This window comes from Paraburkholderia rhizosphaerae (assembly GCF_004366595.1).
Classification (GTDB): domain Bacteria; phylum Pseudomonadota; class Gammaproteobacteria; order Burkholderiales; family Burkholderiaceae; genus Paraburkholderia; species Paraburkholderia rhizosphaerae.
Genome location: NZ_SORE01000015.1, coordinates 67,512 through 90,128, shown reverse-complemented (window position 1 = coordinate 90,128; position 22,617 = coordinate 67,512). Strand labels below are relative to the sequence as shown.

Sequence of the window (22,617 nt, the reverse complement as noted above, 5' to 3'; positions counted from 1 at the left end):
ATTAAGGTCTCCACGGGCTGAATGGCACTACATCGTTGCCGCCAGCCCTAACGCCGCCCCCCCAATTGTGGGCATGCGGCCGTAGACCGTTGTGAGAGTGATCAAAGTCCAAATCGACCGCAGGCTTTCCGTCGGCACCATATAGCCGCATTTGTCCGCTTCCGGGGTTTGTGTACCACGTGCCCGGTGTACCGTCGTTCGGCGTCTTGGCAAGATCAAATGCTTCGCCGACCGGTTGACTCGGGAAATACTCGAACGGCATCGCATCGGTAAGTAAGGCGCTGGTACCGTCGACTATCTCTGTGCCATACCCCGACAAATCCGGCAACCCATACTTGCTAACCCACCCAGCCTTCGCGAACACCGGCAACGTGCCAATCGGGTCAGCAAGCACCGCCGCATGCATGAACCGTCCGTTGATGTCATCCATCATCGACGACACTTCGCTCCACGGGGTGCGTTCGGCTTCAAGGCGCACAAGCTGCGCACGATAGCGGTCCATGACCGGCACGTCGAGCGCTGCGTCGTAGTTATCGACACCCCAGAACGACGACGCCTGCGGTTTGCGAGGCGGCCATGCGAGACCGGCAACCGGCGGCGCGTGCTCAGGAATCACGACCACCGACCCACCTCTCACCATATGCAGTAGCGTTTCGATAACCTCCAGCGCAGACCCCGCCTTTGCGAGGCGCTCGTGCCAATAGAAGTTGTCGCCAAGAAACCGCCTCACGCGTTCGACAAGTTCCGCGTCGTCGGCCCAGATGTCAGGGTAGGCCGCTAACGCGAACTTTTGCCCCACATCGATCTCCTTGCGCTCTTCCTCCGACGCAATCACGCTCCGCAAGTAAGCTTCGCGCTTGTACAGCATGTACCGGTACCACGAATCCACTCTGAGTTCAGTTCCCACCGGCGCTCCCATAGCGAAACGGGACCGGATGCGACCCCGATCGCGGATACTACCCGCGCCACCGTCTCAAAATAGGCCGCCAATAGGCCGCCAAGCGCATCTTCAGCCGATTCGGCGACAATGTATGGCAAACTTCGCGGTCGAATTCGGACGCGGCAAGACTGAAGATTCATCAAAGCGGCGACGGCAATTCGTCGCGTTGCTGAACCATCCGTCATAATTCGCGCCAAACCACTACGGCGCGGCCTGCAAGCCGCCAGGAAACTTCGATATTTGCACCATCTGGCGGCAAGCCCGTCGCATGTCGCACTGAAGACGGCCGCCAGGCCGCCAGTCGAAGTCAGCCGCGGCCGCCTGACAAGCCGCCGACGCAGTACCCCGCAGTCGCATAACCCGCAGACAAGGATTCGCTTGAAACTTCCGTACGAATGGCAGATCGGCTGGCGCTACACCCGCGCCGGCAAGCGCACGACCGGCAACGGCTTCATTTCGTTCATCGCGCTCGTGTCGATGTCCGGCATCGCGCTCGGCGTCGCCGCGCTGATCGTCGTGCTGTCGGTGATGAACGGCTTCCAGAAAGAGGTGCGCGACCGCATGCTGTCAGTGCTCGCGCACGTCGAAATCTTCTCGCCGACCGGCTCGATGCCGGACTGGCAACTGACCGCGAAGGAAGCGCGTCAGAACAAGGAAGTGATCGGCGCGGCGCCTTACGTCGAGGCGCAGGCGCTGCTCACGCGCCAGGACGCGGTGAGCGGCGTCGCGCTGCGCGGCGTCGATCCGTCGCTGGAACCGGAAGTGTCCGATATCGGCAAGGAAATGCGCTCCGGCCGGCTCGCGGACCTGGTCCCCGGCGACTTCGGCATCGTGGTCGGCGCAGATCTTGCCGCCAGCCTCGGCGTGACGACCGGCGACAAAATCACGCTGGTCGCCCCCGAAGGCACCATCACACCCGCCGGCATGCTGCCGCGTCTGAAGCAGTTCACCGTCGTCGGCGTGTTCGAATCCGGCCACTACGAGTTCGACAGCACGCTCGCGCTGATCAATATCCGCGATGCGCAGGCGCTGTTCCGTCTGCCCGCGCCGACCGGCGTGCGCCTGAGGCTCAAGGACATGCAGCGCGCGCCGGAGGTCGCGCATCAGCTCGCGCGCACGCTGTCCGGCGACCTGTATATCCGTGACTGGACGCAGCAGAACAAGACCTGGTTCTCCGCGGTGCAGATCGAAAAGCGCATGATGTTCATCATCCTCACGCTGATTATCGCGGTCGCCGCGTTCAATCTGGTGTCGTCGCTCGTGATGACGGTCACCAACAAGCAGGCCGATATCGCGATCCTGCGCACGCTCGGCGCGCAGCCCGGCTCGATCATGAAGATCTTCGTCGTGCAGGGCATCACGATCGGTTTTGTCGGCACCGCGCTCGGCGTCGCGCTCGGTTGTCTGATCGCGTGGAGCATTCCGTGGCTCGTGCCGATGATCGAGCATCTGCTCGGCGTCCAGTTTTTGCCGCCGTCGGTGTACTTCATCAGCGAGCTGCCGTCCGAGCTCGTGCCCGGCGATGTGATCAAGATCGGTGTGATCGCATTCGTGCTGTCGTCGCTCGCCACGCTCTATCCGAGCTGGCGCGGCGCAAAGGTTCGTCCGGCGGAGGCGCTGCGCTATGAATGACCGTCCAAATCCGCAAGCCATGCAAGCTTCCAGCGATACCACCGGCGTCCACCCGTACGTGCTCGAAGCGACCGGCATCTCGAAGGCGTTCGTGCAGGGCGGCCTGAATGTGCAGGTGCTCAACAACACGCAGCTGTCGGTGCGGCGCGGCGAGAAGCTCGCGATCGTCGGTGCGTCCGGCTCAGGCAAGAGCACGCTGCTGCACGTGCTGGGCGGCCTCGACGACCCAAGCGCGGGCACGGTGTCGGTGCTCGGCAAGCCGTTCACGAAGCTCTCCGAGCGCGAGCGTAACGATCTGCGCAACCGCGCGCTCGGCTTTGTCTATCAGTTCCATCATTTGCTGCCGGAATTCAGCGCGGTCGACAACGTCGCGATGCCGTTGCGCATCCGCCGGATGACCACGGAGGACGCGCGCCGCGAAGCGCTCGCGATGCTCGAACGGGTCGGCCTCGCGCATCGCGCGAAGCATCGCCCGGGCGAACTGTCCGGCGGCGAGCGGCAACGCGTCGCGATCGCGCGGGCGCTGGTCACCAAGCCCGCCTGCGTGCTCGCGGACGAGCCGACCGGCAACCTCGACGGCGGCACCGCCGATACGGTATTCAACCTGATGCTCGAACTGTCCAGCACGTTCGATACGAGCTTCGTGATCGTCACGCACGATCAGGATCTCGCCGCGCGCTGCGATCGCGTGATGCGCTTGCGCGATGGCGTGCTGTATGAGGAGCCGCCGGTCCCGGTCTGACCTGCCACGCAACGCTGCACAACGAAACGCCCGCGAGGACCTTCGCATGTGGATCGACACGCACTGCCATCTCGATGCTTCGGAGTTCGACGCGGACCGCGATGCGGTGGCGGCCGCGGCGCGCGATGCAGGCGTGTCGCGCATCGTGATTCCGGGCGTGACGCGCGCGGGCTTCGCGACTGTGCGCGAGCTTGCGCATCGTGTCGATGGCGGCGCGTACGCGCTGGGCATTCATCCGCTTTTCACACCGCACGCGCAGGACAGCGATCTCGACGCATTGCGGATGGAGATCGAAGCGAGCCTCGACGATCCGCGCTTTGTCGGCATCGGCGAAATCGGTCTCGACTATTTCGTGCCCGGGCTCGACGATGCACGTCAGCAATTTTTCTATCACGAGCAATTGAAGCTCGCCCATGAGTTCGACTTGCCGGCCATTTGCCATGTACGCAAATCGCAGGACCAGGTACTGAAAGGACTGCGTCGGCATCAGGTGCATCGCGGCATCGCACACGCGTTCAACGGCAGTTTTCAGCAGGCGCAGGCGTTTATCGATCAGGGCATGCACCTTGGCTTCGGCGGCAATCTGACGTTCGAGCGCGCACTGCAGATCCGGCGTCTGGCGGCGCAACTGCCGCTGGCTGCGATCGTCGTCGAGACCGACGCGCCCGACATTGCTCCTGCATGGCTGTATCGGCAGCGCAATACGCCGGACCAGATTCCGGCGATCGGTGCGAGCCTCGCGCAGCAGCGCAATATCGACGAACACGAGCTTGCACTATGCACAACGGCTAACGCGCACGCCGCGTTGCCGCGGCTCGCACTTTCCTCTGCATAATCGACGGCGGTGATGCGCGGCGGGCGCGAGATACCGGCGGCCGCGCATGCTCAAGCGTGAAGCGGCGCACTGCCGCTGCTGCGCGCACGTGTCTTGTCGGGCGCGGAGGGGGCATGCGGGCAGTGTGGTGCGGGTTTGCGTTGGGCGTCGTGTGGCTACAGCAGCAAGCAGCGTTGCCTCGCGCGTTTGGAGCCGCGATGCTGGTCGTGACGGCCTGTGTGGCGAGTGGCGTCGCACTTTGGGCCTCGCGCGGTCGCGCTGAACGCGTCGCGCATACGCGGCTCGCGTGGTGCGCGGTGTGGATTGCTGCGTTCTGCATCGGCTTTGGCTATGCCGGATGGCGTGCGCACGCGCGTCTCGCGTATGCGCTGCCCGTCGAATGGGAAGGGCGCGATATCGAAGTGAGCGGTCATGTCAAAGGACTGCCTTCCTATTCCCGCGATCGCGCCGGCAGCGACAGCGACGATGGCGTGCGTTTCCTGTTCGTCGTCGAATCGACACAAGCCCGTGTCGAACACTTTCCACGTTTACTGCAGCTGTCGTGGGTCGCGCAAGATGCGCCGCTGCCTCGATATGTCACGCAAGGTCTCGCGCCGGGCGCGCGTTGGCATCTCGTGGTCCGCCTCAAGCGTGCGCATGGCAACGCGAACTTCGGCGTGCGCGACGCAGAGGCGACGCTGCTGGCTCGCAACATCCGCGCAACCGGGTACGTTACGCGGCCGGCTGCTGCGCAGCGGCTCGAAGGTGACGCACGCGGCGTCGGCGTGACCGTGGACCGCTGGCGCGCCGCGTTGCGCGCGCGCATCGATCAGGTGCTCGCGGACGCGCCGCATCGTGGCATCGTGATCGCGCTCGCGATCGGCGCGCAGGATGCCGTGAGCGCCGCCGACTGGCAACTGATGCGAGCGACCGGCACCAGCCATCTGGTCGCGATCTCAGGACTACACATCGGCTTTGTCGCGGGGCTCGCAGCGTGGTTTGCCAGTGCGGTGTGGCGGCGCTCCGGCTTGCTCGGCGGACGCTTTGGCGGCGACTGGCCGCTCGTGCTGCCCGCGCAGAAGGTCGCGGCGCCGTGCGGCGCGTTATTCGCCGCGTGCCACGCGGCGCTCGCCGGCTTCAACGTGCCTGCGCAGCGCGCGCTGTGGATGCTGAGCGTCGTTGCGCTGTCGTTTGTCAGCGGCCGCACGGTTGCGCCGTCCGTCGTGCTGGCATGGGCGCTCGGGCTCGTGCTGCTGATCGACCCGTGGGCGGTTGTGTCGGCGGGCTACTGGCTCTCCTTCTGCGCGGTGGCCGCCATTCTGTTTGCGATGTCGGGCCGTGTGGCTGCACGCGCTGAAGACGGCAGGCGCGATGCGCATGATGGCCTTATTGAACGGGAGCGCGAGCGCGCGTGGGCTGACGCCGATGACCCATACAGCGGGGGCGGCCACGGTGATGCGCGTGCAAGTCGACACAGACGTGCAATCCGCGTCGCAACCGCATTGCGCGCGCGCGCCCGCACGATCGGGCGCAAAGCGCTCGCCCGCGTTCGCAGCGGCGCACGCGTGCAGTTTGCCGTGACGATCGCACTCGCGCCGCTGACCGCCTACTGGTTCGCGCAGATTCCGCTGATCGGTCCGCTTGCGAATGCGTTCGCGATTCCATGGGTCAGCGCGCTGGTGACGCCGCTTGTCCTCGCAGCCGTCGCGTTGCCCGCACCGCTCGATGCAATTGCGTTGCACGCCGCACACAAGCTGCTCGACGCGCTCGCCGCCGGCTTGCATACGGTGTCGGGGCCCGCATGGACGCTCTGGCGATTGCCGCAACCCGATGCGTGGGCGCTAGCCGCCGCAGTTGTGGGCGTTGCGTGGTGCCTCGCTCCGCGCGGCTGGCCGCTGCGCTGGGCGGCGCCGCTTGCGTGGCTGCCCTTGCTCGTGCCGCCGCCGTCGGGCCCGCCGCACGGCACCTTCCGGTTGACCGCGCTCGACATCGGCCAAGGTTCTGCGATCGTCGTTCAGACCGCACACCACGCGTTGCTGTTCGATGCGGGGCCGGGTCCCGAGTCGACGCATGCTGGTGAACGGGTGGTCGTGCCGTATCTGCAGGCCGCCGGCGTGAACACGCTTGATACGCTTCTGGTTAGCCACGCGGACTCCGATCATTCGGGTGGCGCGGCGGCGGTCCTCGATGGAGTGGAAGTGCGTCAATTGCTGGCCGCGTTGCCGCCCGGTCATCCGCTGTGGCAGACCGCGCGCACGGCCGGTGCGCAGACGCTACCGTGCGCGGCGGGGCAGCATTGGCAGTGGGACGGTGTCGATTTCACGATCTTGTGGCCGGACGCTGGACCATTGCGCGGCAAGCCCAATGCACATTGCTGTGTACTGCGCGTGAGCACAGGTCGCAAAGAGACCGCAAGCGGCGTGGATAGCACGGGCAGTGCAGGCGGCAGCGGTGCAACAACCCATCGCGAAGTCGTACCGCCGCTTGCCGCGCTGCTCGCAGCGGACATCGAAACACCCGTCGAACGAAGCCTGCTCGCACGCGAGCGCGCCGCGCTGCGCGCGCAGATCCTGCTTGTGCCGCACCACGGCAGCAAGACTTCGTCGACCGAGCCCTTCCTCGACTCGATCGATCCGCTTATCGCCGTGTTTCAGGTAGGCTATCGCAACCGCTTTCATCATCCTCATCCGGGCGTCTTCGCGCGATATGTCGCGCGGCATATCGAGCTACCGCGCAGCGACCAGGATGGCGCAGTGCGCATTGAAGCCGGCGTGGCCGGGCCACGCGTGCTCACGCTCGAGCGCTTTCGGAGCACGCACCGCAGATACTGGATGGACCCATAGCGGACATGCGCCGCGTCGTTGCCCGTGTTCTGCGACGCGTCCGGCCGCAAGCGAAAGACACCCTATAACGACGAACGGAGACAGCAGCGCTTGAAAAACGTCATCCACTTTTCACATGCGAACGGCTTTCCCGCGTCGACCTACCGGACGCTATTCGCCGAACTGGGCGACGCCTACGAACTGCGTTACATCGAACGCATCGGTCACGATCCGCGGTTCCCGGTCACGCGCGACTGGCCGCATCTGGTCGAACAGCTGCTCGACGACATCGCACGCAGGTACGAGCACCCGGTATGGCTGGTCGGTCATTCGCTCGGCGGCTATCTGTCGCTGATGGCCGCGCTGAAAAGACCGCAGTGGGTGCGCGGTGTGGTGATGCTCGATTCGCCGGTGATTGCCGGCTGGCGCAGCAGCATGCTGCGCGTCTCGCAGTGGACCGGCATCGACGAGCGGCTGTCGCCCGCCGCCGTGACGCGCAAGCGTCGCCTGCACTGGACGAGCCGCGACGAGGCGTGGCGGCACTTCCATGCGAAGGCCGCGTTCGCGCGCTGGGACGAACGCGTGCTGTCCGACTACATCGATTTCGGCGTGCCGCAGTCCGCGGCCGACGGCGCGCGCACGCTCGCGTTCGACCGGCGCACCGAGTACCTGATCTACCGGACGCTGCCGCATACGCTCGGGTCGCGTCTCGCGCATGGCGCGCCGGTGCCGGTCGGTTTTATCGCCGGCACGGCTTCGAAGGAAGTCCGTCAGGTGGGACTCGCGGCGACGCGACGTGCGACGGGCGGCCATATCGAATGGATCGACGGCAGTCATCTGTATCCGATGGAAAAGCCGATCGAGACCGCGCGCGCGGTGCAGCGGATGCTGCACGAACTGGATCAGCGTTCGTGACCGACGTCCGACCGGACACCGATGGACGGCGCGCGCGCATGCGAGTTGCGATGGCCGGGTAGTCGACAGGCAATGCAGACAGCCATGCAATGACGATGCGCGCGGCTCGCCGATGCGCGGACCGGTTCGTCCATTGTGCGTACGCCGGTCCCGGGTCCTTCATTTGATGTTTACTGCGTCACTCATGCTGATTGCTCATCGATCGTTCGCCGCCTGCGCGCTCGTTTAAGCGACGCGCGAACGACAGCGTAGCGGCACGCGGGCGACAAAAAAGCGACACACAAAACGGCGCGGATCGAGCGTTTATCGCTGGGTCGGGACCCTGCTTTCAGGTATAATCCGTTTTTCCCGCGAGCATCCAGCGATGACCAAATATGTTTTCGTCACCGGCGGCGTAGTGTCCTCCCTCGGCAAGGGTATTGCCGCCGCCTCCCTCGCCGCGATCCTCGAATCGCGCGGTCTCAAAGTCACCCTCCTCAAACTCGATCCCTACATCAACGTCGACCCTGGCACGATGAGCCCGTTTCAGCATGGCGAAGTGTTCGTGACGGAAGACGGTGCGGAGACGGATCTGGATCTCGGCCACTATGAGCGCTTCATCAGCACGAAGATGCGCAAGGCCAACAACTTCACGACGGGCCAGATCTACGAGTCGGTCATCCGCAAGGAACGCCGCGGCGATTATCTCGGCAAGACCGTGCAGGTCATTCCGCACATCACGAACGAAATTCAGGCGTTTATCGAACGCGGCGCCGCATCGGCGACGTGCGGTGAGCCGGATGTCGCGATCGTCGAGGTCGGCGGCACGGTCGGCGACATCGAATCGCTGCCGTTCCTTGAAGCCGCGCGGCAGATGAGTCTGCGCCTTGGCCGCAATAGCGCGTGCTTCGTGCACCTCACACTGGTGCCGTTCATCGCCACCGCGGGCGAACTGAAAACCAAGCCGACGCAGCACAGCGTGCAGAAGCTGCGCGAAATCGGTATCTATCCGAATGTGCTGCTGTGCCGCGCGGACCGCCGCATTCCGGACGACGAGCGCGCGAAAATCTCGATGTTCTCGAACGTGCCCGAAGACGCGGTCATCTCGGTGTGGGACGTCGACAGCATCTACAAGATTCCGCAGATGCTGCACGACCAGGGCCTCGACGGCATCATCTGCGACGAACTGAAGCTGACGCCGCCGGCCGCCGATCTTTCGATGTGGGCGCAACTGGTTGACAAGCTCGAGCACCCGAAGCACGAAGTGACGATCGGCATGGTCGGCAAGTACGTCGAGCTGACCGAGTCGTACAAGTCGCTGATCGAAGCGCTGCGTCACGCGTCGATTCATACGTCGGCCAGGGTCAACATCGAATACATCGATTCCGAAGAGGTCGAAGCGAACGGCGTCGACAGCCTCAAGCATCTCGACGCGGTGCTCGTGCCAGGCGGCTTCGGCCGGCGCGGCACCGAAGGCAAGATCGCCGCGATCCGCTATGCGCGCGAAGCGAAGGTGCCGTATCTGGGCATCTGCCTTGGCATGCAACTGGCGGTGATCGAATTTGCGCGCGACGTCGTCGGCCTCAAGGATGCGAACAGCACCGAGTTCGATGCGGCTACGCCGAACCGCGTCGTCGCGCTGATCACCGAGTGGTACGACCGCGAAGGCAAGGTCGAGAAGCGCAGCGAGGAATCGGATCTGGGCGGCACGATGCGGCTCGGTTCGCAGCGCTGCCCGATCAAGCCGGGCACGATGGCCGCGGAAATTTACGGCAAGGACGTCAACGAGCGGCACCGTCACCGTTATGAAGTCAACAACCGCTTTGTGCCGCAGCTCGAAGCGGGTGGCCTGATCATCAGCGCGCGCACGCCGAGCGAAGATCTCCCTGAAATGATGGAGCTGCCGCGCGATATGCATCCGTGGTTCGTCGGCGTGCAGTTCCACCCGGAATTCACGTCCACGCCGCGCGACGGCCATCCGCTCTTCAAGGCCTTTGTCGAAGCCGCGTGTGCGCATCATCTGCAGGCCGGCGCGGAAGAGAAGAAAGAGGAGAAGGTATGAAGCTCGCCGACTTCGAGATCGGGCTCGACCAACCGTTCTTTCTGATCGCCGGTACTTGCGTTGTCGAATCCGAGCAGATGACGATCGACACCGCAGGCAAGCTGAAGGAAATCTGCGCAAAGCTTAAGGTGCCGTTCATCTACAAGTCTTCGTACGACAAGGCGAACCGCAGCAGCGGCAAGTCGTTTCGCGGTCTGGGCATGGACGAAGGCTTGCGCATCCTGTCCGAAGTGAAGCGCCAGCTCGGCGTGCCGGTACTGACCGACGTGCACAGCATCGAGGAAATCGAGCAGGTCGCGGCAACGGTCGACGTGTTGCAGACGCCCGCGTTCCTGTGCCGGCAGACCGACTTTATCCACGCGTGCGCGCGGTCGGGCAAACCGGTGAACATCAAGAAAGGGCAGTTCCTCGCGCCGCACGACATGAAGAACGTGATCGACAAGGCGCGCGATGCGGCGCGCGAGGCCGGGCTTTCCGAAGACCGTTTCATGGCTTGCGAGCGTGGCGTGTCATTCGGCTATAACAACCTCGTGTCCGATATGCGGTCGCTCGCGATCATGCGCGAAACCGGCGCGCCGGTCGTGTTCGACGCGACGCACTCGGTGCAGTTGCCGGGCGGGCAGGGTACCAGTTCCGGCGGCCAGCGCGAATTCGTGCCGGTGCTCGCGCGTGCGGCGGTCGCGACCGGTGTGGCGGGGCTTTTCATGGAAACCCATCCGAACCCCGCGCAAGCGAAGTCGGATGGACCGAACGCCGTGCCGCTCGCCCGCATGGCCGATCTGCTCGAGACACTCATCACGCTCGATCAGGCCGTCAAGCGCACACCGTTCCTCGAGCACGATTTCAACTGATGCCGCGCGTCGTGCGTCAACCGTCTATGCGAATAGCGCGGATAGTGCGGATAACGTGCGCATGGCGGCCAGTCCGCCCGACAATCCGTATAGACTGCACGCACGCCGCGAGCCAACCGATGGCCATCGATCGGTACGGCGCCGAACCCGTCGCAAGACCGCATTCGCGCCGCACGCTTCACCGTAACGAATCCACCGTAACTTCCTGAGGAAATCATGAGTGCTATCGTAGATATCATCGGTCGCGAGATTCTCGATTCGCGAGGCAATCCCACCGTCGAGTGCGACGTGCTGCTGGAATCGGGCACGATGGGCCGTGCGGCGGTGCCGTCGGGCGCATCGACCGGTTCGCGCGAAGCGATCGAACTGCGTGATGGCGAAACGGGCCGCTACAGCGGCAAGGGCGTGCTGAAGGCGGTCGAGCACATCAACACCGAAATCTCCGAGGCGATCATGGGCCTCGACGCGTCCGAGCAGGCGTTCCTGGATAAAACGCTGCTCGAACTCGACGGTACCGACAACAAATCGCGTCTCGGCGCCAACGCGATGCTGGCCGTGTCGATGGCGGTCGCGAAGGCTGCCGCGGAAGAAGCCGGTCTGCCGCTATATCGCTACTTCGGCGGCTCGGGCGCAATGCAACTGCCGGTGCCGATGATGAACATCGTCAACGGCGGCGCGCACGCGAACAACAGCCTCGATATCCAGGAATTCATGATCGTGCCGGTTAGCCAGCCGACCTTCCGGGAAGCGCTGCGCTGCGGCGCCGAGGTGTTTCACGCGCTGAAGAAGATCCTGTCGGACCGCGGCATGAGCACGGCGGTCGGCGACGAAGGCGGCTTCGCGCCCAACTTCGGCAGCAACGACGAGTGCCTGTCGACCATCCTGCAAGCAATCGAGAAAGCCGGCTATCGCGCCGGTGAAGACGTGCTGCTCGCGCTCGACTGCGCGGCGAGCGAGTTCTACCACGACGGTAAGTACCAGCTGGCGGGCGAAGGCCTGCAACTGTCGTCGGCCGAATTCACCGACTATCTGGCGACGCTTGCCGACAAGTTCCCGATCGTGTCGATCGAAGACGGCATGCACGAAAGCGACTGGGAAGGCTGGAAGCTGCTGACCGACAAGCTCGGCAAGAAGATCCAACTGGTCGGCGACGACCTCTTCGTGACGAACACGCGCATCCTGAAGGAAGGCATTGAAAAGGGCATCGCAAACTCGATCCTGATCAAGATCAACCAGATCGGCACGCTGACGGAAACTTTCGCGGCGATCGAGATGGCCAAGCGCGCCGGCTACACGGCAGTGATCTCGCACCGCTCGGGTGAAACTGAAGATTCGACGATCGCGGATATCGCGGTCGGGCTGAACGCCGGGCAGATCAAGACCGGTTCGCTGTCGCGCAGCGATCGCATTTCGAAGTACAACCAGCTGCTGCGTATCGAAGAAGATCTCGGCGACATTGCGAGCTACCCGGGCAAATCCGCGTTCTACAATCTGCGCTGATTCGCTTAATCTGCTTACCGTTTTCTCGCGGTTGAACTGATTGACCCCGCCGCCCTGCGTTAAGCGCAGGGCGACGCGTATTCACAGATCAAATCTACATGCGCCTTGTCACTGTCGCTTTGGTCGTCCTGCTGGTGCTGATCCAGTTTCCGCTGTGGTGGGGGCACGGAGGGTGGCTCCGCGTACACGAACTGCAACAGCAGCTGGACCAGCAACTGAAGAAAAACGCGGACGAGAAGGTTCGTAACGAGCGTATCGAAGGGGAAGTCCAGGACCTGCAAAGCGGCACCTCGGCGGTCGAGGAACGTGCCCGCTACGAGATGGGCATGGTCAAGGACAGCGAAGTGTTCGTGCAGTTTGTGTCGCCGAACTCGCCACTGCCGGCATCGAATGCGCCGGCGACGGCCACCTCGACGCGCGGGCAGGTGTCTGCGGCGCCGTTGCGCGTAGTGCCGAATCCTGAGTCGCGGCCGAAGTCCGAGCGCAACCGGCACGGTGCGAAGAAGGGCGCGGACGATAACGAGAAGAAAAAGGGCGCGGGTTAATAGAGCAGGTCTTGCGCTTGCGAGTCGTTGCGATGCGCGCGTCCATCCGTATGGCTGCTCGCATGCATGCGAGGCATCACCAGCCCCATCCCCAGCCGGGGTAGCCCCAGCCAATCCCGGTGCCCCAGCCGTGTCCCCATCCGCCGCTGTAATAGCCGCCGTAGACGCTGACCGGCGCGGCGTAGTACCGCGACCAAGCCTGTGCGGCGGCTTCGGCGGCCATCGCCTGATCCTGTTCGGCGAGCACCTGCTGGTCGATTGCGTTGTAGCGCGCGCGTTCCTCGGGCGTCAGCACGTGCTGTGCCGCGATCGCGTCCACCTGGTCGGCAGGCAGGCGGCTGTAAATCGGCGCCGGCCCGGGCGGGTCCATCACACAGCCGGCTAGCGCCGCCGCGCTGCCGATGACGAGCAGCGTCGCGGCAGTGCGCATTCGATCGATTCGGCGGATCCGACGAAGAGGCAGTAACGAAAGCAAACTCATGGCGGCCTCCATCGGTCGGATGCCTAAATAAAACAGGGAAATGTCACCCGCATCGGGCGTACGCGCGGGCGTGGGTTGCAGCGGTGCAACCGGTATTTATCTTGCCGCGACGGCGGGCGGCGCGCAAGGCGCGGGCGGACATACGCCAGTCATCGATCCGCCGCGCGTCCCGGACGCGTTCGTCAATGCCGCTGATCGGCGGCGGGTGCGATGCCCTCTGCGAGCCCGCTCGCGACGAACAGTTGCGCGACGTCGACCGGGTCGAACTCGTAGCGCTGATTGCAGAAGTCGCAGTGAATCTCGACATGCCCGCGTTCCTCGATCACGCTATCGACTTCTTCGCGGCCGAGCATTTTCAGCATGCCGCCGACCTTTTCACGCGAGCAGGTGCATTCGAAACGCGTATTCGCCGGCTCGAAATGATGGACGTTCTCCTGCCAGAAGAGGCGCCGGAACAGCGTAGCCGGCTCCTCGCTCAACAGCTCGTCCTGTGACAGGGTGCCGCCGAGCGTGCACACGCGTTCCCACGTATCGGCATCGAGTTCGCCGGGATGAGGGACGATCCCGCCGTCGCCGGGCAGCTTCTGCAGCAGCATGCCGACTGCGCGGTCGGTGTTGGCGGCGAGCCACAACCGCGTGTCGAGCTGTTCCGAGTGATGCATGTAGTGCTCGAGCACCTGGGCGATCGATTCGAGCGGGCCGTTTTCACCGGACAACGGCACGATGCCCTGATACGGCTGCTGGCCCGGCTGCTTGTTGCGCGGGTCCAGCGTAATCACGCAGCGGCCGTGGCCGCTCGCATTGATCAGATCGGGGAGGGCGGCGCTTTCGTCGATCGTCTGCGCGTCCTGGCCGGGGAGCGGTGCGGTGAACTGCGCGGAAAACTTCGCGGTCGCTCGCAGCGACAGATCCGAATTGCATTGCACGACCAGCATTTTCAGCGGACCGTCGCCGTAGATCTGCATGATCAGCGTGCCGTCGAACTTCAGGTTGGCCGACAACAGCGCGCACGCAGCCATCATCTCGCCGAGTATCGTGCGCACCGGCGCCGGATAGTCGCGGCGCGTCAGCACCTCTTGCCACGTGTTGCGCAGCGACACGATTTCGCCGCGCACGGGTGCCGCGCTGAAGATGAATTTTTGCAACTGGTCACTCACAACTTTCCCTCGATAATGTCGCGCAGCGGGCGGTTGCCGGTGTCAACACCGGCGGACTTACCCAATCCGCACGAGCTGCTCCTTATAAAATTCGCGGCGCGTGATATAGCTCTGCGCGGCACGCCGCATTCCGGCAATATCCGCTTGCGTCAGTTCGCGCACGACTTTCGCCGGCGCGCCGAGAATCAGCGAATTGTCCGGAAACTGCTTGCCTTCGGTGACGACCGCGCCCGCGCCGACCAGACAGTTGCGGCCAATCACCGCGCCATTCAAGACCACCGCCTGAATCCCGATCAGCGCCCCTTCCTTGATCGTGCAGCCGTGCAGCATCGCCTGATGGCCAACCGTCACGTTGGCCTCGATGGTCAGCGGGTAGCCCGGGTCGGTGTGCAGTACCGCGTTCTCCTGAACGTTGCTGCCGGTGCCGACGACGATCGGCTCATTGTCGGCGCGCAGCGACGCGCCGAACCAGATGCTCGCATTCTCTTCGACGGTGACTTTACCGATCAGCGTCGCGGTATCCGCGACGAACACACTCTCGTGGACGGTGGGGGCTGCATCGCCAAGCTTGTAGATTGCCACTGTGTCTCCCGGGTGATCTGGGTGGGCGTCGGCCGCCATCGGCAAGGGCCGACGGCGTGGTGCGGCGCGCGCCGCGGGGTTCAAGCGCGTATTGTAAACGGTTGCGCCGTTCTGCCGCGTGACGTCGCCTTGAGGCGCACGTCGATAGAGGGTCGATCGGGCGCCGGCGCGAGCGTTTGCTTCGTTGTCTGGCGCACCGTTCGGCGAGATTGCGCTTTCAGTGGTCTCGTCCGCCGCTAGCGCGACGGCGCGCTGGCGGGTTGATATCCGGCCAGTTCGGGTTCGATCGGATTCGTTCTGGTGATCTGTTCTCGGCTACCATCCTGGCGCTTGTGACCGATTTTCCGCTCTACCGACTTCATCGCTATGCGACCTGCCGTTCCCGTTTCCGCTGTTTCATTGCCCTCCTGCGCTCGCAGCGACGCGCTTGCGATCCTGCGCGAGTACGACCCGGCGGTTAAAGCGCACGCCGCTCAGGCGCTGCACGCACGCGTGGTCGACGGCGGCGCGCAATGGGACCTGCAGCTTGTATTCGATGAACCGCCGGGCTTGCCCGGGCGTCCGCAACGGCCGGAACTCGTCGAACCGCGCAAGCTCGGTCGGCGCAGCATGCAATCGGAAGAGGGGCGTGCGGTGTTGCTGCACGCGCTCGCGCATATCGAGTTCAATGCGATCAATCTCGCGCTCGACGCGGTCTGGCGCTTCGCCGGCATGCCTGGCGCGTTCTACGCCGACTGGCTGAAAGTAGCCGCCGAAGAAGCACATCACTTTTCGCTGTTGAGCGCACGGCTTGCCGAGTTCGGCCACGCCTACGGAGACTTTCCGGCCCACGACGGCCTGTGGGAGATGTGCGACCGCACGCGCGCCGATGTGCTCGCGCGCATGGCGCTCGTGCCGCGCACGCTCGAGGCGCGCGGCCTCGACGCGTCGCCGCCAATTCGCGCGCGTTTGCAGCAGGCGGGCGATCACGCGTCGGCGGCGATCCTCGACGTGATCCTGCGCGACGAGATTGGCCATGTGCTGATCGGCAACCGCTGGTTCCGCTATCTATGCGAGCGCGCGCAGGTCGATCCGCATTCGACGTATAGGCGTCTGGCTGACGAGTACCACGCGCCGAAACTGCGCGGCCCGTTCAATTTCGACGCGCGTCGCGCAGCGGGCTTCGACGAAGCCGAACTGGCGGCGCTGGCGGGCCTTGAACCGCAGCCGGAGCCGTCGCCGCAATCGACACCACCACGACCATCGGACGACGAAGTTTGAGGCTTTACTCGACGGCGCTTTAACCGATCCATGCGCGTAGCTATCGCGGCCTCGATATAATAGAACGATCATTCTTTTTTCGTTGATATCGATGACTGAATCCCGATCCGAATTCGTTTCCGTGCGCGGCGTGCGGCTGCACTTACGTCGTTGGGGCCACGCCGACGCCCCCATGCTCTTCATGCTGCACGGTTGGATGGATGTCGCCGCGTCGTTTCAGTTCGTCGTCGACGCGCTTTCCGGTGACTGGCAGGTCATCGCGCCGGATGCGCGCGGCTTCGGCCGGTCCGATTGGCCCGTTGCGACGCAAGGTGGCGGCCATTACTGGTTCCACGAATATCTCGCGGACCTCGATGCGTTGCTCGACCACTATGCGCCGTCGGGCACCGTGAATCTGGTCGGCCATAGCATGGGCGCGAACGTCGTCTGCCTGTACGCGGGCGTGCGACCGGAGCGTGTGCGGCGGGTCGTCGACCTCGAAGGATTCGGGCTTGCGCCCGCGCACGCGGCGCAAGCGCCGCGGCGTCTGCGCGGCTGGCTCGACGACCTGCGCGAGCCGCCGCGGCTGCGTCGCTACGCGTCGCTTGACGACGTCGCCGCGCGCCTTATCGCGAACAACGCGCGGCTTGACCCGCGCCGCGCGCGCTTTCTCGCGCAGCACTGGTCAAAACCGGACGGCGAGGGCGGCTACATACTGCTCGCCGACCCCGCGCATAAAATCCGCAGCCCGCAGCTGTACCGCATCGACGAGGTGATGGCTGTCTGGTCACAAGTGCGCGCGAAGGTGCTGCACGTCGAAGCGGCCGGCTCGCCCACGCTTGCGAGCCTCGCCGGCGACATCCCGCTCGATGAGTTCAAGGCCCGTTTTCGCGCGTTTCCCGACTGGCGCGAAAAGATCGTCGACGAGGCGGGTCATATGGTTCATCACGATCAGCCGGAGCAGATCGCCGCGCTGATCGAGGCATTTTGCGCATAAGTTTTTGCGCATAAAAGTCGATGCTCAATCGGGGTGAAACTTGCCGTACAAGACGTTCACAAATCCCCTGCGTGCGCTTAGTGCATTGCAGTAAAATGGTCGGACAACCTTTTTAAGATAGTGATGAACGCCGACCTGCATTGCCATTCCACCGTCTCCGACGGCCAGTTCGCGCCTGCCGACGTCGCGCGCCGCGCGCATGCGCACGGTGTGACGCTGTGGTCGCTGACCGACCATGACGAGGTCGGCGGCCAGCTCGAAGCGCGCGATGCCGCGCACGAACTGGGCATGGACTATCTGTGCGGCGTCGAAATTTCGGTGACGTGGGCGGCGCGTACCGTGCATATCGTCGGTCTGCACGTCGATCCCGCGTGTCAGACGCTGGTCGACGGGCTGGCGCGTACGCGCAACGGCCGCGCGGCGCGCGCCGAGGCGATGGGCGAGCAACTCGCCGAGCTCGGCGTGCCGGGCACGTACGAAGGCGCACTGAAACTCGCGACCAATCCGGACATGATTTCGCGTACCCACTTCGCGCGCTGTCTGGTCGACATCGGCCACTGCAAGACGACGCAGGAAGCGTTCGACCGCTATCTCGCGGACGGCAAGCCGGGCTGTGTCGCGCACCGTTGGTCGAAGCTTGCCGACGCGGTGAAGTGGATCCAGATCGCGGGCGGCGAGGCGGTCATCGCGCATCCGGGGCGTTACGACTACACGCCCGTCGAGTTCGACGCGCTGTTTGGCGAATTCATCGACCTGGGTGGCAAGGCGATCGAAGTGGTGACCGGCAGCCATACGCCGGACCAGTACCGCGAATATGCGGATGTCGCGCGCCGCTTCGGTTTCGAGGCGTCGCGCGGTTCGGATTTCCACGCGGCGGGTGAAGGCCGTGTGGAACTGGGCGGCCTGCCGCCGCTGCCGTCCGATCTGAAGCCGGTCTGGGAACGCTGGCTGTGAAGTCCGCGCCGGATGGCACGCACCGTGCGTGACCGTCCGGACTACCCGCTTTCGGAACCGCCCGCCACCATGTCCCAATACTTCCGGCTCCATCCAGACAATCCGCAGCCGCGCCTCGTCAAGCAGGCCGCGCAGATCGTCTGCGGCGGCGGGCTGGTCGCGCTGCCGACCGATTCGAGCTACGCACTCGGCTGTCGTCTTGACGACAAACACGCGGCCGAACGCTTGCGCCGTATCCGTGGCCTCGACGAAAAGGCGCTACTGTCGCTGCTGGTGCGCGACCTGTCGGAGCTCGCGAGCTTCGCGATGGTCGATAACCGCCAGTACCGGTTGATCAAATCGGTGACGCCGGGCCCCTACGTATTCGTGCTCGAAGCGACCAAGGAAGTGCCGCGTCGCCTGTCGCATCCATCCCGCAAGACGATTGGCCTGCGCGTGCCCGATCACGCGATTACGCTGGCGCTGCTCGAAGAGCTCGGCCAGCCGCTGCTCGGCACGACGCTGATCATGCCCGGCGAAACGCGGCCGCTGAACGATCCGGAAGAGATTCGCGTGCGCCTCGAAAAGCAGGTCGATCTCGTGATCGATGGCGGCGCATGCCCGTGCGAGCCGTCGACCGTGATCGACCTGACCGGCGAGGAACCGGTGCTGGTGCGCGCCGGCCGCGGCAGCCTCGCGCCGTTCGGCCTTGAACAGCCGGCCTGAAGCGGGCGCGAACGCAGTCCTGAAACACAGCCCATGACAAACCATCACAACGATAAGCGGCGATGACTGCGGATAATTCGAATGTGATCACGCAAACCGGACAGACGCGGGCATCCGCGTTGTTACAATAGCCGCGCTATGAATGCTTCCCTGATACAAACAATCGTCGTCTACGCGCTGCCGGTCGTTTTTGCGATCACTTTGCACGAGGCTGCTCACGGTTACGTCGCACGCATGCTCGGCGACAACACCGCTTACGTGCTTGGCCGCGTGTCGTTCAATCCGATGCGCCACATCGACCCGCTCGGCACGATCGCGATCCCGCTGCTGCTTTACTTCGCAACGAGCGGCGCGTTTATGTTCGGCTATGCGAAGCCGGTGCCGGTCGCGTTCGGCAATCTGCGCAATCCGCGCTGGGGTTCGCTGTGGGTCGCGCTGGCCGGGCCGCTGTGCAATTTCATCCAGGCGCTCGTCTGGGGCGTGTTCGGCGTCGCGCTCGCCGCGTTCAGCGTCGACGAACCGTTTTTCAACCGGATGGCAGCGGCCGGCGTCGGCATCAATCTGGTGCTAGGCGTGTTAAACCTGTTCCCGCTACCGCCGCTCGACGGCGGCCGCGTGCTGACGGCGCTGTTGCCGACGCGTCCGGCGATCGCGCTGGCGCGCCTCGAACCGTACGGCTTTTTCATCGTGATGGCGCTCGTGTTGACCGGCACGCTGACGAAATTCTGGCTGCGGCCGCTCGTCAGTCTCGGCTACGATGCCGTGACCGCCATCTTGACCCCCCTCGTTTCGCTATTCTGATCAAACCATGTACCCAGACCGAATCTTCTCCGGCATGCGGCCAACCGGCTCGCTGCACCTCGGCCACTACCACGGCGTACTGAAAAACTGGGTGCGTCTGCAGTCCGAATACCCGTGTTTTTTCTGTGTTGTCGACTGGCACGCGCTGACGACGCACTACGAAACGCCCGAGGTGATCGAGAAGAACGTCTGGGAAGTGCTGATCGACTGGCTCGCATCGGGTATCGACCCGGCGCAGGCAACGCTGTTCATTCAAAGCCGGGTGCCGGAACACGCGGAACTCGCGCTGCTGCTCGGCATGAGCACACCGCTCGGTTGGCTCGAACGCGTGCCGACCTATAAGGAGCAAATGGAGAAACTGAAGGATAAAGACCTGTCGACCTACGGTTTTCTCGGCTATCCGGTGCTGATGGCGGCGGACATTCTGCTGTATCGCGGCTCGCTCGTGCCGGTCGGCGAAGACCAGGTGCCGCACGTCGAAATGACGCGCGAAATCGCGCGCCGCTTCAACTATCTGTACGGTCGCGAGCCGGGCTTCGAAGAGAAGGCGACGGAGGCCGCGAAGAAGCTTGGCGGCAAGCGCGCGAAGCTGTATCACGAACTGCGCAACGCATATCAGCAGGAAGGCGACGATGAAGCGCTGCAGAAAGCGCAAGCGATGCTGCAGGAGTCGCAAAGCCTGTCGATGAGCGACCGCGAGCGCCTGTTCGGCTATCTCGAAGGCTCGCGCAAGATCATTCTCGTCGAACCGCAGGCGATGTTGACCGAAGCGTCGAGGATGCCTGGCCTCGACGGACAGAAGATGTCGAAGTCGTATGGCAACACGATCGGCCTGCGTGAAGACGCGGAAACCATCACGAAAAAGGTCCGCACGATGCCGACCGATCCGGCTCGCGTGCGCCGCACCGATCCGGGCGATCCGGATAAGTGCCCGGTGTGGCAGCTGCACCAGGTCTACACCGACGAAGCGACACACGAATGGGTGCAGAAGGGTTGCCGCTCGGCGGGCATCGGTTGTCTCGAATGCAAGCAGCCGGTGATCGAAGGCATTCTGCGCGAACAGCAGCCGATGCTCGAACGCGCGCAGAAATATATGGACGATCCATCGCTGCTGCGCGCGATCGTTGCGGATGGCTGCGACAAGGCACGCCGTTTCGCGACCGAGACGATGCGCGATGTGCGCGAGGCGATGGGGCTGTCGTACAACTGATGTTCGCGTGTTCTTCGTCGGCGGGGCCGGTATGAGTGTGAACGGGGAACCGGCGGGCGGGCGCGTGCCGCATGGTCTCGCGGAGGCGTCCCGCTGGGTGCGGTGCTGGGCCCATCTGGTCGCGCCAGGCGGCGCGGTGCTTGATGTCGCGTCGGGAGCCGGGCGCCATGCGCGCTGGTTCGCGGCGCGCGGTCATCCGGTTACCGCGATCGATCGCGATGTCGCCGCGATTGCGACGATGTGCGGCGAGCCGAACATCGCGACCGTCGCCGCGGATATCGAAAACGCCGCGTGGCCGCTCGCCGATGATGCGAGGTTTGCCGCGGTTATTGTGACCAATTACCTGCACCGGCCGCTGTTTCCGCAATTACTGCGCGCACTTGCGCCGGGCGGCGTACTGATCTACGAAACCTTCGCGCACGGCAACGAGACGGTCGGCAAACCATCGAACCCCGATTTTCTGCTGAAACCCGGTGAGCTGCTCGACGCGGTGCGCGGGCCTTTGCGTGTGGTCGCGTATCAGGACGGTTTTCTCGCCGATCCGCGTCCCGCGTTCGTCCAGCGCATCTGCGCAGTCAGGGAGTCATCGGACGCGCGGCCACGGGAACCGGAAAGTGTTGCTTTTGAGTCCAATCTTCTCGTTCCCCCGCGTTACGATTTGGCCGGTTAATCCGCTACAATTGCAAATTATCCAGCAAATTCATCGAGTTCAATGGCAAACGTGACCCAGGACGGCACCGGCAGCACGCGCGGCGCCCGCAACGACGGTATTTGGATTCGCGGCAGTATTCCTGCCATCGTTACACCGATGCACGAAGACGGCAGTCTTGATCTGCCGGCGTTCCGGAAACTGATCGACTGGCACATCGAAGAGGGCACGAGCGGTCTCGTCGTCGTGGGCACGAGCGGCGAATCGGCAACGCTGTCGGTCGAAGAGCACGTATTGATGGTGAAGACCGCGGTCGAGCATGCAGCCGGCCGCATTCCGGTTATTGCCGGCGCCGGCGCCAATTCGACCACCGAAGCAATCGAGCTAAGCGCGCACGCGAAAAAAGTCGGCGCCGATGCGACGCTCCAGGTCGTGCCGTACTACAACAAGCCGACGCAGGAAGGTATCTATCGCCACTTCGCGAAAATCGCGGAAAGCGTTGACCTACCGCTGATCCTTTACAATGTGCCCGGCCGCACGGTCGCGGACATGTCGAACGAAACGATTTTGCGTCTGGCGCAGGTGCCGGGCGTGGTCGGGGTGAAGGAAGCGACCGGCAATATCGATCGCGCGGCGAACCTGATCAAGGCCGCGCCTGCGCATTTCGCGATTCTGAGCGGCGACGATCTGACTGCGATTGCACTGATGTTGCTCGGCGGCCACGGCAATATTTCGGTCACCGCGAACGTTGCGCCGCGCGCGATGGCGCAGCTGTGCAAAGCGGCGCTCGACGGCGACGCGAAAAGCGCACGAGCGATTCACCTGAAACTGCTGTCGCTGCACAAGAACCTGTTTATCGAATCGAATCCGATTCCGGTGAAATGGGCGCTGCAGCAGATGGGCCTCATGGAAGGCGGCATTCGTTTGCCTCTTACACCGCTCGACGCGCGCTACCACGAAGTGTTGCTCGCGGCGATGCATGAAGCGGGACTGCTGGGATAAAGCGGACCTGTCGCGAGTCGTGCCGCGCAATGCGCAGA

Annotated in this window: 21 protein-coding genes; 17 read left to right on the top strand and 4 right to left on the bottom strand. The window is 64.1% G+C overall.

Annotated features, from left to right (window positions below):
- Position 1 precedes the first annotated feature (1 nt).
- Entirely contained in the window at positions 2–907 is a 906-nt protein-coding gene (locus tag BX592_RS34515; protein ID WP_243849637.1) for a hypothetical protein, read from the bottom strand.
- A 411-nt stretch (positions 908–1,318) separates the two neighbouring features.
- On the opposite strand from BX592_RS34515, the gene BX592_RS20025 reads away from it, so the two are divergent.
- From BX592_RS20025 to ftsB, 9 genes are all read left to right on the top strand, one after another.
- Positions 1,319–2,572 (top strand): lipoprotein-releasing ABC transporter permease subunit, encoded by a 1,254-nt coding sequence (locus BX592_RS20025; RefSeq protein ID WP_134193707.1) that lies wholly within the window; start codon positions 1,319–1,321, stop codon positions 2,570–2,572.
- The gene (gene lolD / locus BX592_RS20020; RefSeq protein WP_134193705.1) at positions 2,565–3,314 is read left to right on the top strand and encodes a lipoprotein-releasing ABC transporter ATP-binding protein LolD; all 750 of its coding nucleotides are present in this window, start codon (positions 2,565–2,567) and stop codon (positions 3,312–3,314) included. Before BX592_RS20025 ends, lolD begins: the two co-directional genes overlap by 8 nt.
- A 46-nt stretch (positions 3,315–3,360) precedes the next feature.
- The gene (locus BX592_RS20015) at positions 3,361–4,149 is read left to right on the top strand and encodes a TatD family hydrolase (RefSeq protein ID WP_134193704.1); all 789 of its coding nucleotides are present in this window, start codon (positions 3,361–3,363) and stop codon (positions 4,147–4,149) included.
- Between the two features lie 113 nt (positions 4,150–4,262).
- Positions 4,263–6,971, top strand: coding sequence for a ComEC/Rec2 family competence protein (locus BX592_RS20010; RefSeq protein ID WP_134193702.1), 2,709 nt, complete (start codon positions 4,263–4,265; stop codon positions 6,969–6,971).
- A 90-nt stretch (positions 6,972–7,061) separates the two neighbouring features.
- Positions 7,062–7,865: an alpha/beta fold hydrolase gene (locus BX592_RS20005; protein ID WP_134193700.1), complete on the top strand. Its 804-nt coding sequence runs from the start codon at positions 7,062–7,064 to the stop codon at positions 7,863–7,865.
- A 364-nt stretch (positions 7,866–8,229) separates the two neighbouring features.
- Entirely contained in the window at positions 8,230–9,906 is a 1,677-nt protein-coding gene (locus tag BX592_RS20000; protein ID WP_134193698.1) for a CTP synthase, read from the top strand.
- On the top strand, positions 9,903–10,757 hold the full coding sequence (gene kdsA, locus BX592_RS19995) for a 3-deoxy-8-phosphooctulonate synthase (protein WP_134193696.1): 855 nt from the start codon (positions 9,903–9,905) through the stop codon (positions 10,755–10,757). The genes BX592_RS20000 and kdsA overlap by 4 nt, the downstream gene beginning before the upstream one ends.
- A 216-nt stretch (positions 10,758–10,973) precedes the next feature.
- Complete coding sequence (gene eno / locus BX592_RS19990) at positions 10,974–12,257, top strand: phosphopyruvate hydratase (RefSeq protein WP_054924783.1); 1,284 nt, start codon at positions 10,974–10,976, stop codon at positions 12,255–12,257.
- A 98-nt stretch (positions 12,258–12,355) separates the two neighbouring features.
- On the top strand, positions 12,356–12,802 hold the full coding sequence (gene ftsB / locus BX592_RS19985; protein WP_134193694.1) for a cell division protein FtsB: 447 nt from the start codon (positions 12,356–12,358) through the stop codon (positions 12,800–12,802).
- 76 nt (positions 12,803–12,878) lie between these two features.
- Here ftsB and BX592_RS19980 read toward each other — a convergent pair whose 3' ends face one another.
- The 3 genes from BX592_RS19980 to BX592_RS19970 all read right to left on the bottom strand — a co-directional run bounded on the left by BX592_RS19980 (position 12,879) and on the right by BX592_RS19970 (position 15,022).
- A complete protein-coding gene (locus tag BX592_RS19980; RefSeq protein ID WP_134193864.1) occupies positions 12,879–13,232 on the bottom strand; it encodes a hypothetical protein in 354 nt (117 codons plus the stop codon).
- 233 nt (positions 13,233–13,465) lie between these two features.
- Positions 13,466–14,440, bottom strand: coding sequence for an Hsp33 family molecular chaperone HslO (gene hslO, locus BX592_RS19975; protein ID WP_134193692.1), 975 nt, complete (start codon positions 14,438–14,440; stop codon positions 13,466–13,468).
- A gap of 57 nt (positions 14,441–14,497) precedes the next feature.
- On the bottom strand, positions 14,498–15,022 hold the full coding sequence (locus tag BX592_RS19970) for a gamma carbonic anhydrase family protein (protein WP_134193689.1): 525 nt from the start codon (positions 15,020–15,022) through the stop codon (positions 14,498–14,500).
- 366 nt (positions 15,023–15,388) lie between these two features.
- Here BX592_RS19970 and BX592_RS19965 point away from each other — a divergent pair, with 366 nt between their 5' ends.
- The 8 genes from BX592_RS19965 to dapA all read left to right on the top strand — a co-directional run bounded on the left by BX592_RS19965 (position 15,389) and on the right by dapA (position 22,579).
- The gene (locus BX592_RS19965; protein ID WP_134193687.1) at positions 15,389–16,282 is read left to right on the top strand and encodes a ferritin-like domain-containing protein; all 894 of its coding nucleotides are present in this window, start codon (positions 15,389–15,391) and stop codon (positions 16,280–16,282) included.
- Between the two features lie 91 nt (positions 16,283–16,373).
- The gene (locus BX592_RS19960) at positions 16,374–17,258 is read left to right on the top strand and encodes an alpha/beta fold hydrolase (protein ID WP_134193685.1); all 885 of its coding nucleotides are present in this window, start codon (positions 16,374–16,376) and stop codon (positions 17,256–17,258) included.
- 123 nt (positions 17,259–17,381) lie between these two features.
- A complete protein-coding gene (locus tag BX592_RS19955; protein ID WP_134193683.1) occupies positions 17,382–18,212 on the top strand; it encodes a 3',5'-nucleoside bisphosphate phosphatase in 831 nt (276 codons plus the stop codon).
- A gap of 69 nt (positions 18,213–18,281) precedes the next feature.
- Positions 18,282–18,917: an L-threonylcarbamoyladenylate synthase gene (locus BX592_RS19950; protein WP_134193681.1), complete on the top strand. Its 636-nt coding sequence runs from the start codon at positions 18,282–18,284 to the stop codon at positions 18,915–18,917.
- A 138-nt stretch (positions 18,918–19,055) separates the two neighbouring features.
- Positions 19,056–19,718, top strand: coding sequence for a site-2 protease family protein (locus BX592_RS19945; protein ID WP_134193679.1), 663 nt, complete (start codon positions 19,056–19,058; stop codon positions 19,716–19,718).
- Between the two features lie 7 nt (positions 19,719–19,725).
- A complete protein-coding gene (locus BX592_RS19940) occupies positions 19,726–20,928 on the top strand; it encodes a tryptophan--tRNA ligase (RefSeq protein ID WP_134193677.1) in 1,203 nt (400 codons plus the stop codon).
- Positions 20,929–20,959: 31 nt separating this feature from the next.
- Positions 20,960–21,598 (top strand): class I SAM-dependent methyltransferase, encoded by a 639-nt coding sequence (locus BX592_RS19935; RefSeq protein ID WP_134193675.1) that lies wholly within the window; start codon positions 20,960–20,962, stop codon positions 21,596–21,598.
- Positions 21,599–21,640: 42 nt separating this feature from the next.
- A complete protein-coding gene (gene dapA, locus BX592_RS19930; protein ID WP_134193673.1) occupies positions 21,641–22,579 on the top strand; it encodes a 4-hydroxy-tetrahydrodipicolinate synthase in 939 nt (312 codons plus the stop codon).
- Positions 22,580–22,617: the final 38 nt, after the last annotated feature.

Coding starts and splice junctions, on each gene's coding strand:
- lolD (WP_134193705.1), top strand. CDS start 2,565: ATGAATGACCGTCCAAATCCGCAAGCCATGCAAGCTTCCAGCGATACC.
- BX592_RS20015 (WP_134193704.1), top strand. CDS start 3,361: ATGTGGATCGACACGCACTGCCATCTCGATGCTTCGGAGTTCGACGCG.
- BX592_RS20010 (WP_134193702.1), top strand. CDS start 4,263: ATGCGGGCAGTGTGGTGCGGGTTTGCGTTGGGCGTCGTGTGGCTACAG.
- BX592_RS20000 (WP_134193698.1), top strand. CDS start 8,230: ATGACCAAATATGTTTTCGTCACCGGCGGCGTAGTGTCCTCCCTCGGC.
- kdsA (WP_134193696.1), top strand. CDS start 9,903: ATGAAGCTCGCCGACTTCGAGATCGGGCTCGACCAACCGTTCTTTCTG.
- eno (WP_054924783.1), top strand. CDS start 10,974: ATGAGTGCTATCGTAGATATCATCGGTCGCGAGATTCTCGATTCGCGA.
- ftsB (WP_134193694.1), top strand. CDS start 12,356: ATGCGCCTTGTCACTGTCGCTTTGGTCGTCCTGCTGGTGCTGATCCAG.
- BX592_RS19980 (WP_134193864.1), bottom strand. CDS start 13,232: ATGCGCACTGCCGCGACGCTGCTCGTCATCGGCAGCGCGGCGGCGCTA.
- BX592_RS19965 (WP_134193687.1), top strand. CDS start 15,389: ATGCGACCTGCCGTTCCCGTTTCCGCTGTTTCATTGCCCTCCTGCGCT.
- BX592_RS19960 (WP_134193685.1), top strand. CDS start 16,374: ATGACTGAATCCCGATCCGAATTCGTTTCCGTGCGCGGCGTGCGGCTG.
- BX592_RS19955 (WP_134193683.1), top strand. CDS start 17,382: ATGAACGCCGACCTGCATTGCCATTCCACCGTCTCCGACGGCCAGTTC.
- BX592_RS19950 (WP_134193681.1), top strand. CDS start 18,282: ATGTCCCAATACTTCCGGCTCCATCCAGACAATCCGCAGCCGCGCCTC.
- BX592_RS19945 (WP_134193679.1), top strand. CDS start 19,056: ATGAATGCTTCCCTGATACAAACAATCGTCGTCTACGCGCTGCCGGTC.
- BX592_RS19940 (WP_134193677.1), top strand. CDS start 19,726: ATGTACCCAGACCGAATCTTCTCCGGCATGCGGCCAACCGGCTCGCTG.
- BX592_RS19935 (WP_134193675.1), top strand. CDS start 20,960: ATGAGTGTGAACGGGGAACCGGCGGGCGGGCGCGTGCCGCATGGTCTC.
- dapA (WP_134193673.1), top strand. CDS start 21,641: ATGGCAAACGTGACCCAGGACGGCACCGGCAGCACGCGCGGCGCCCGC.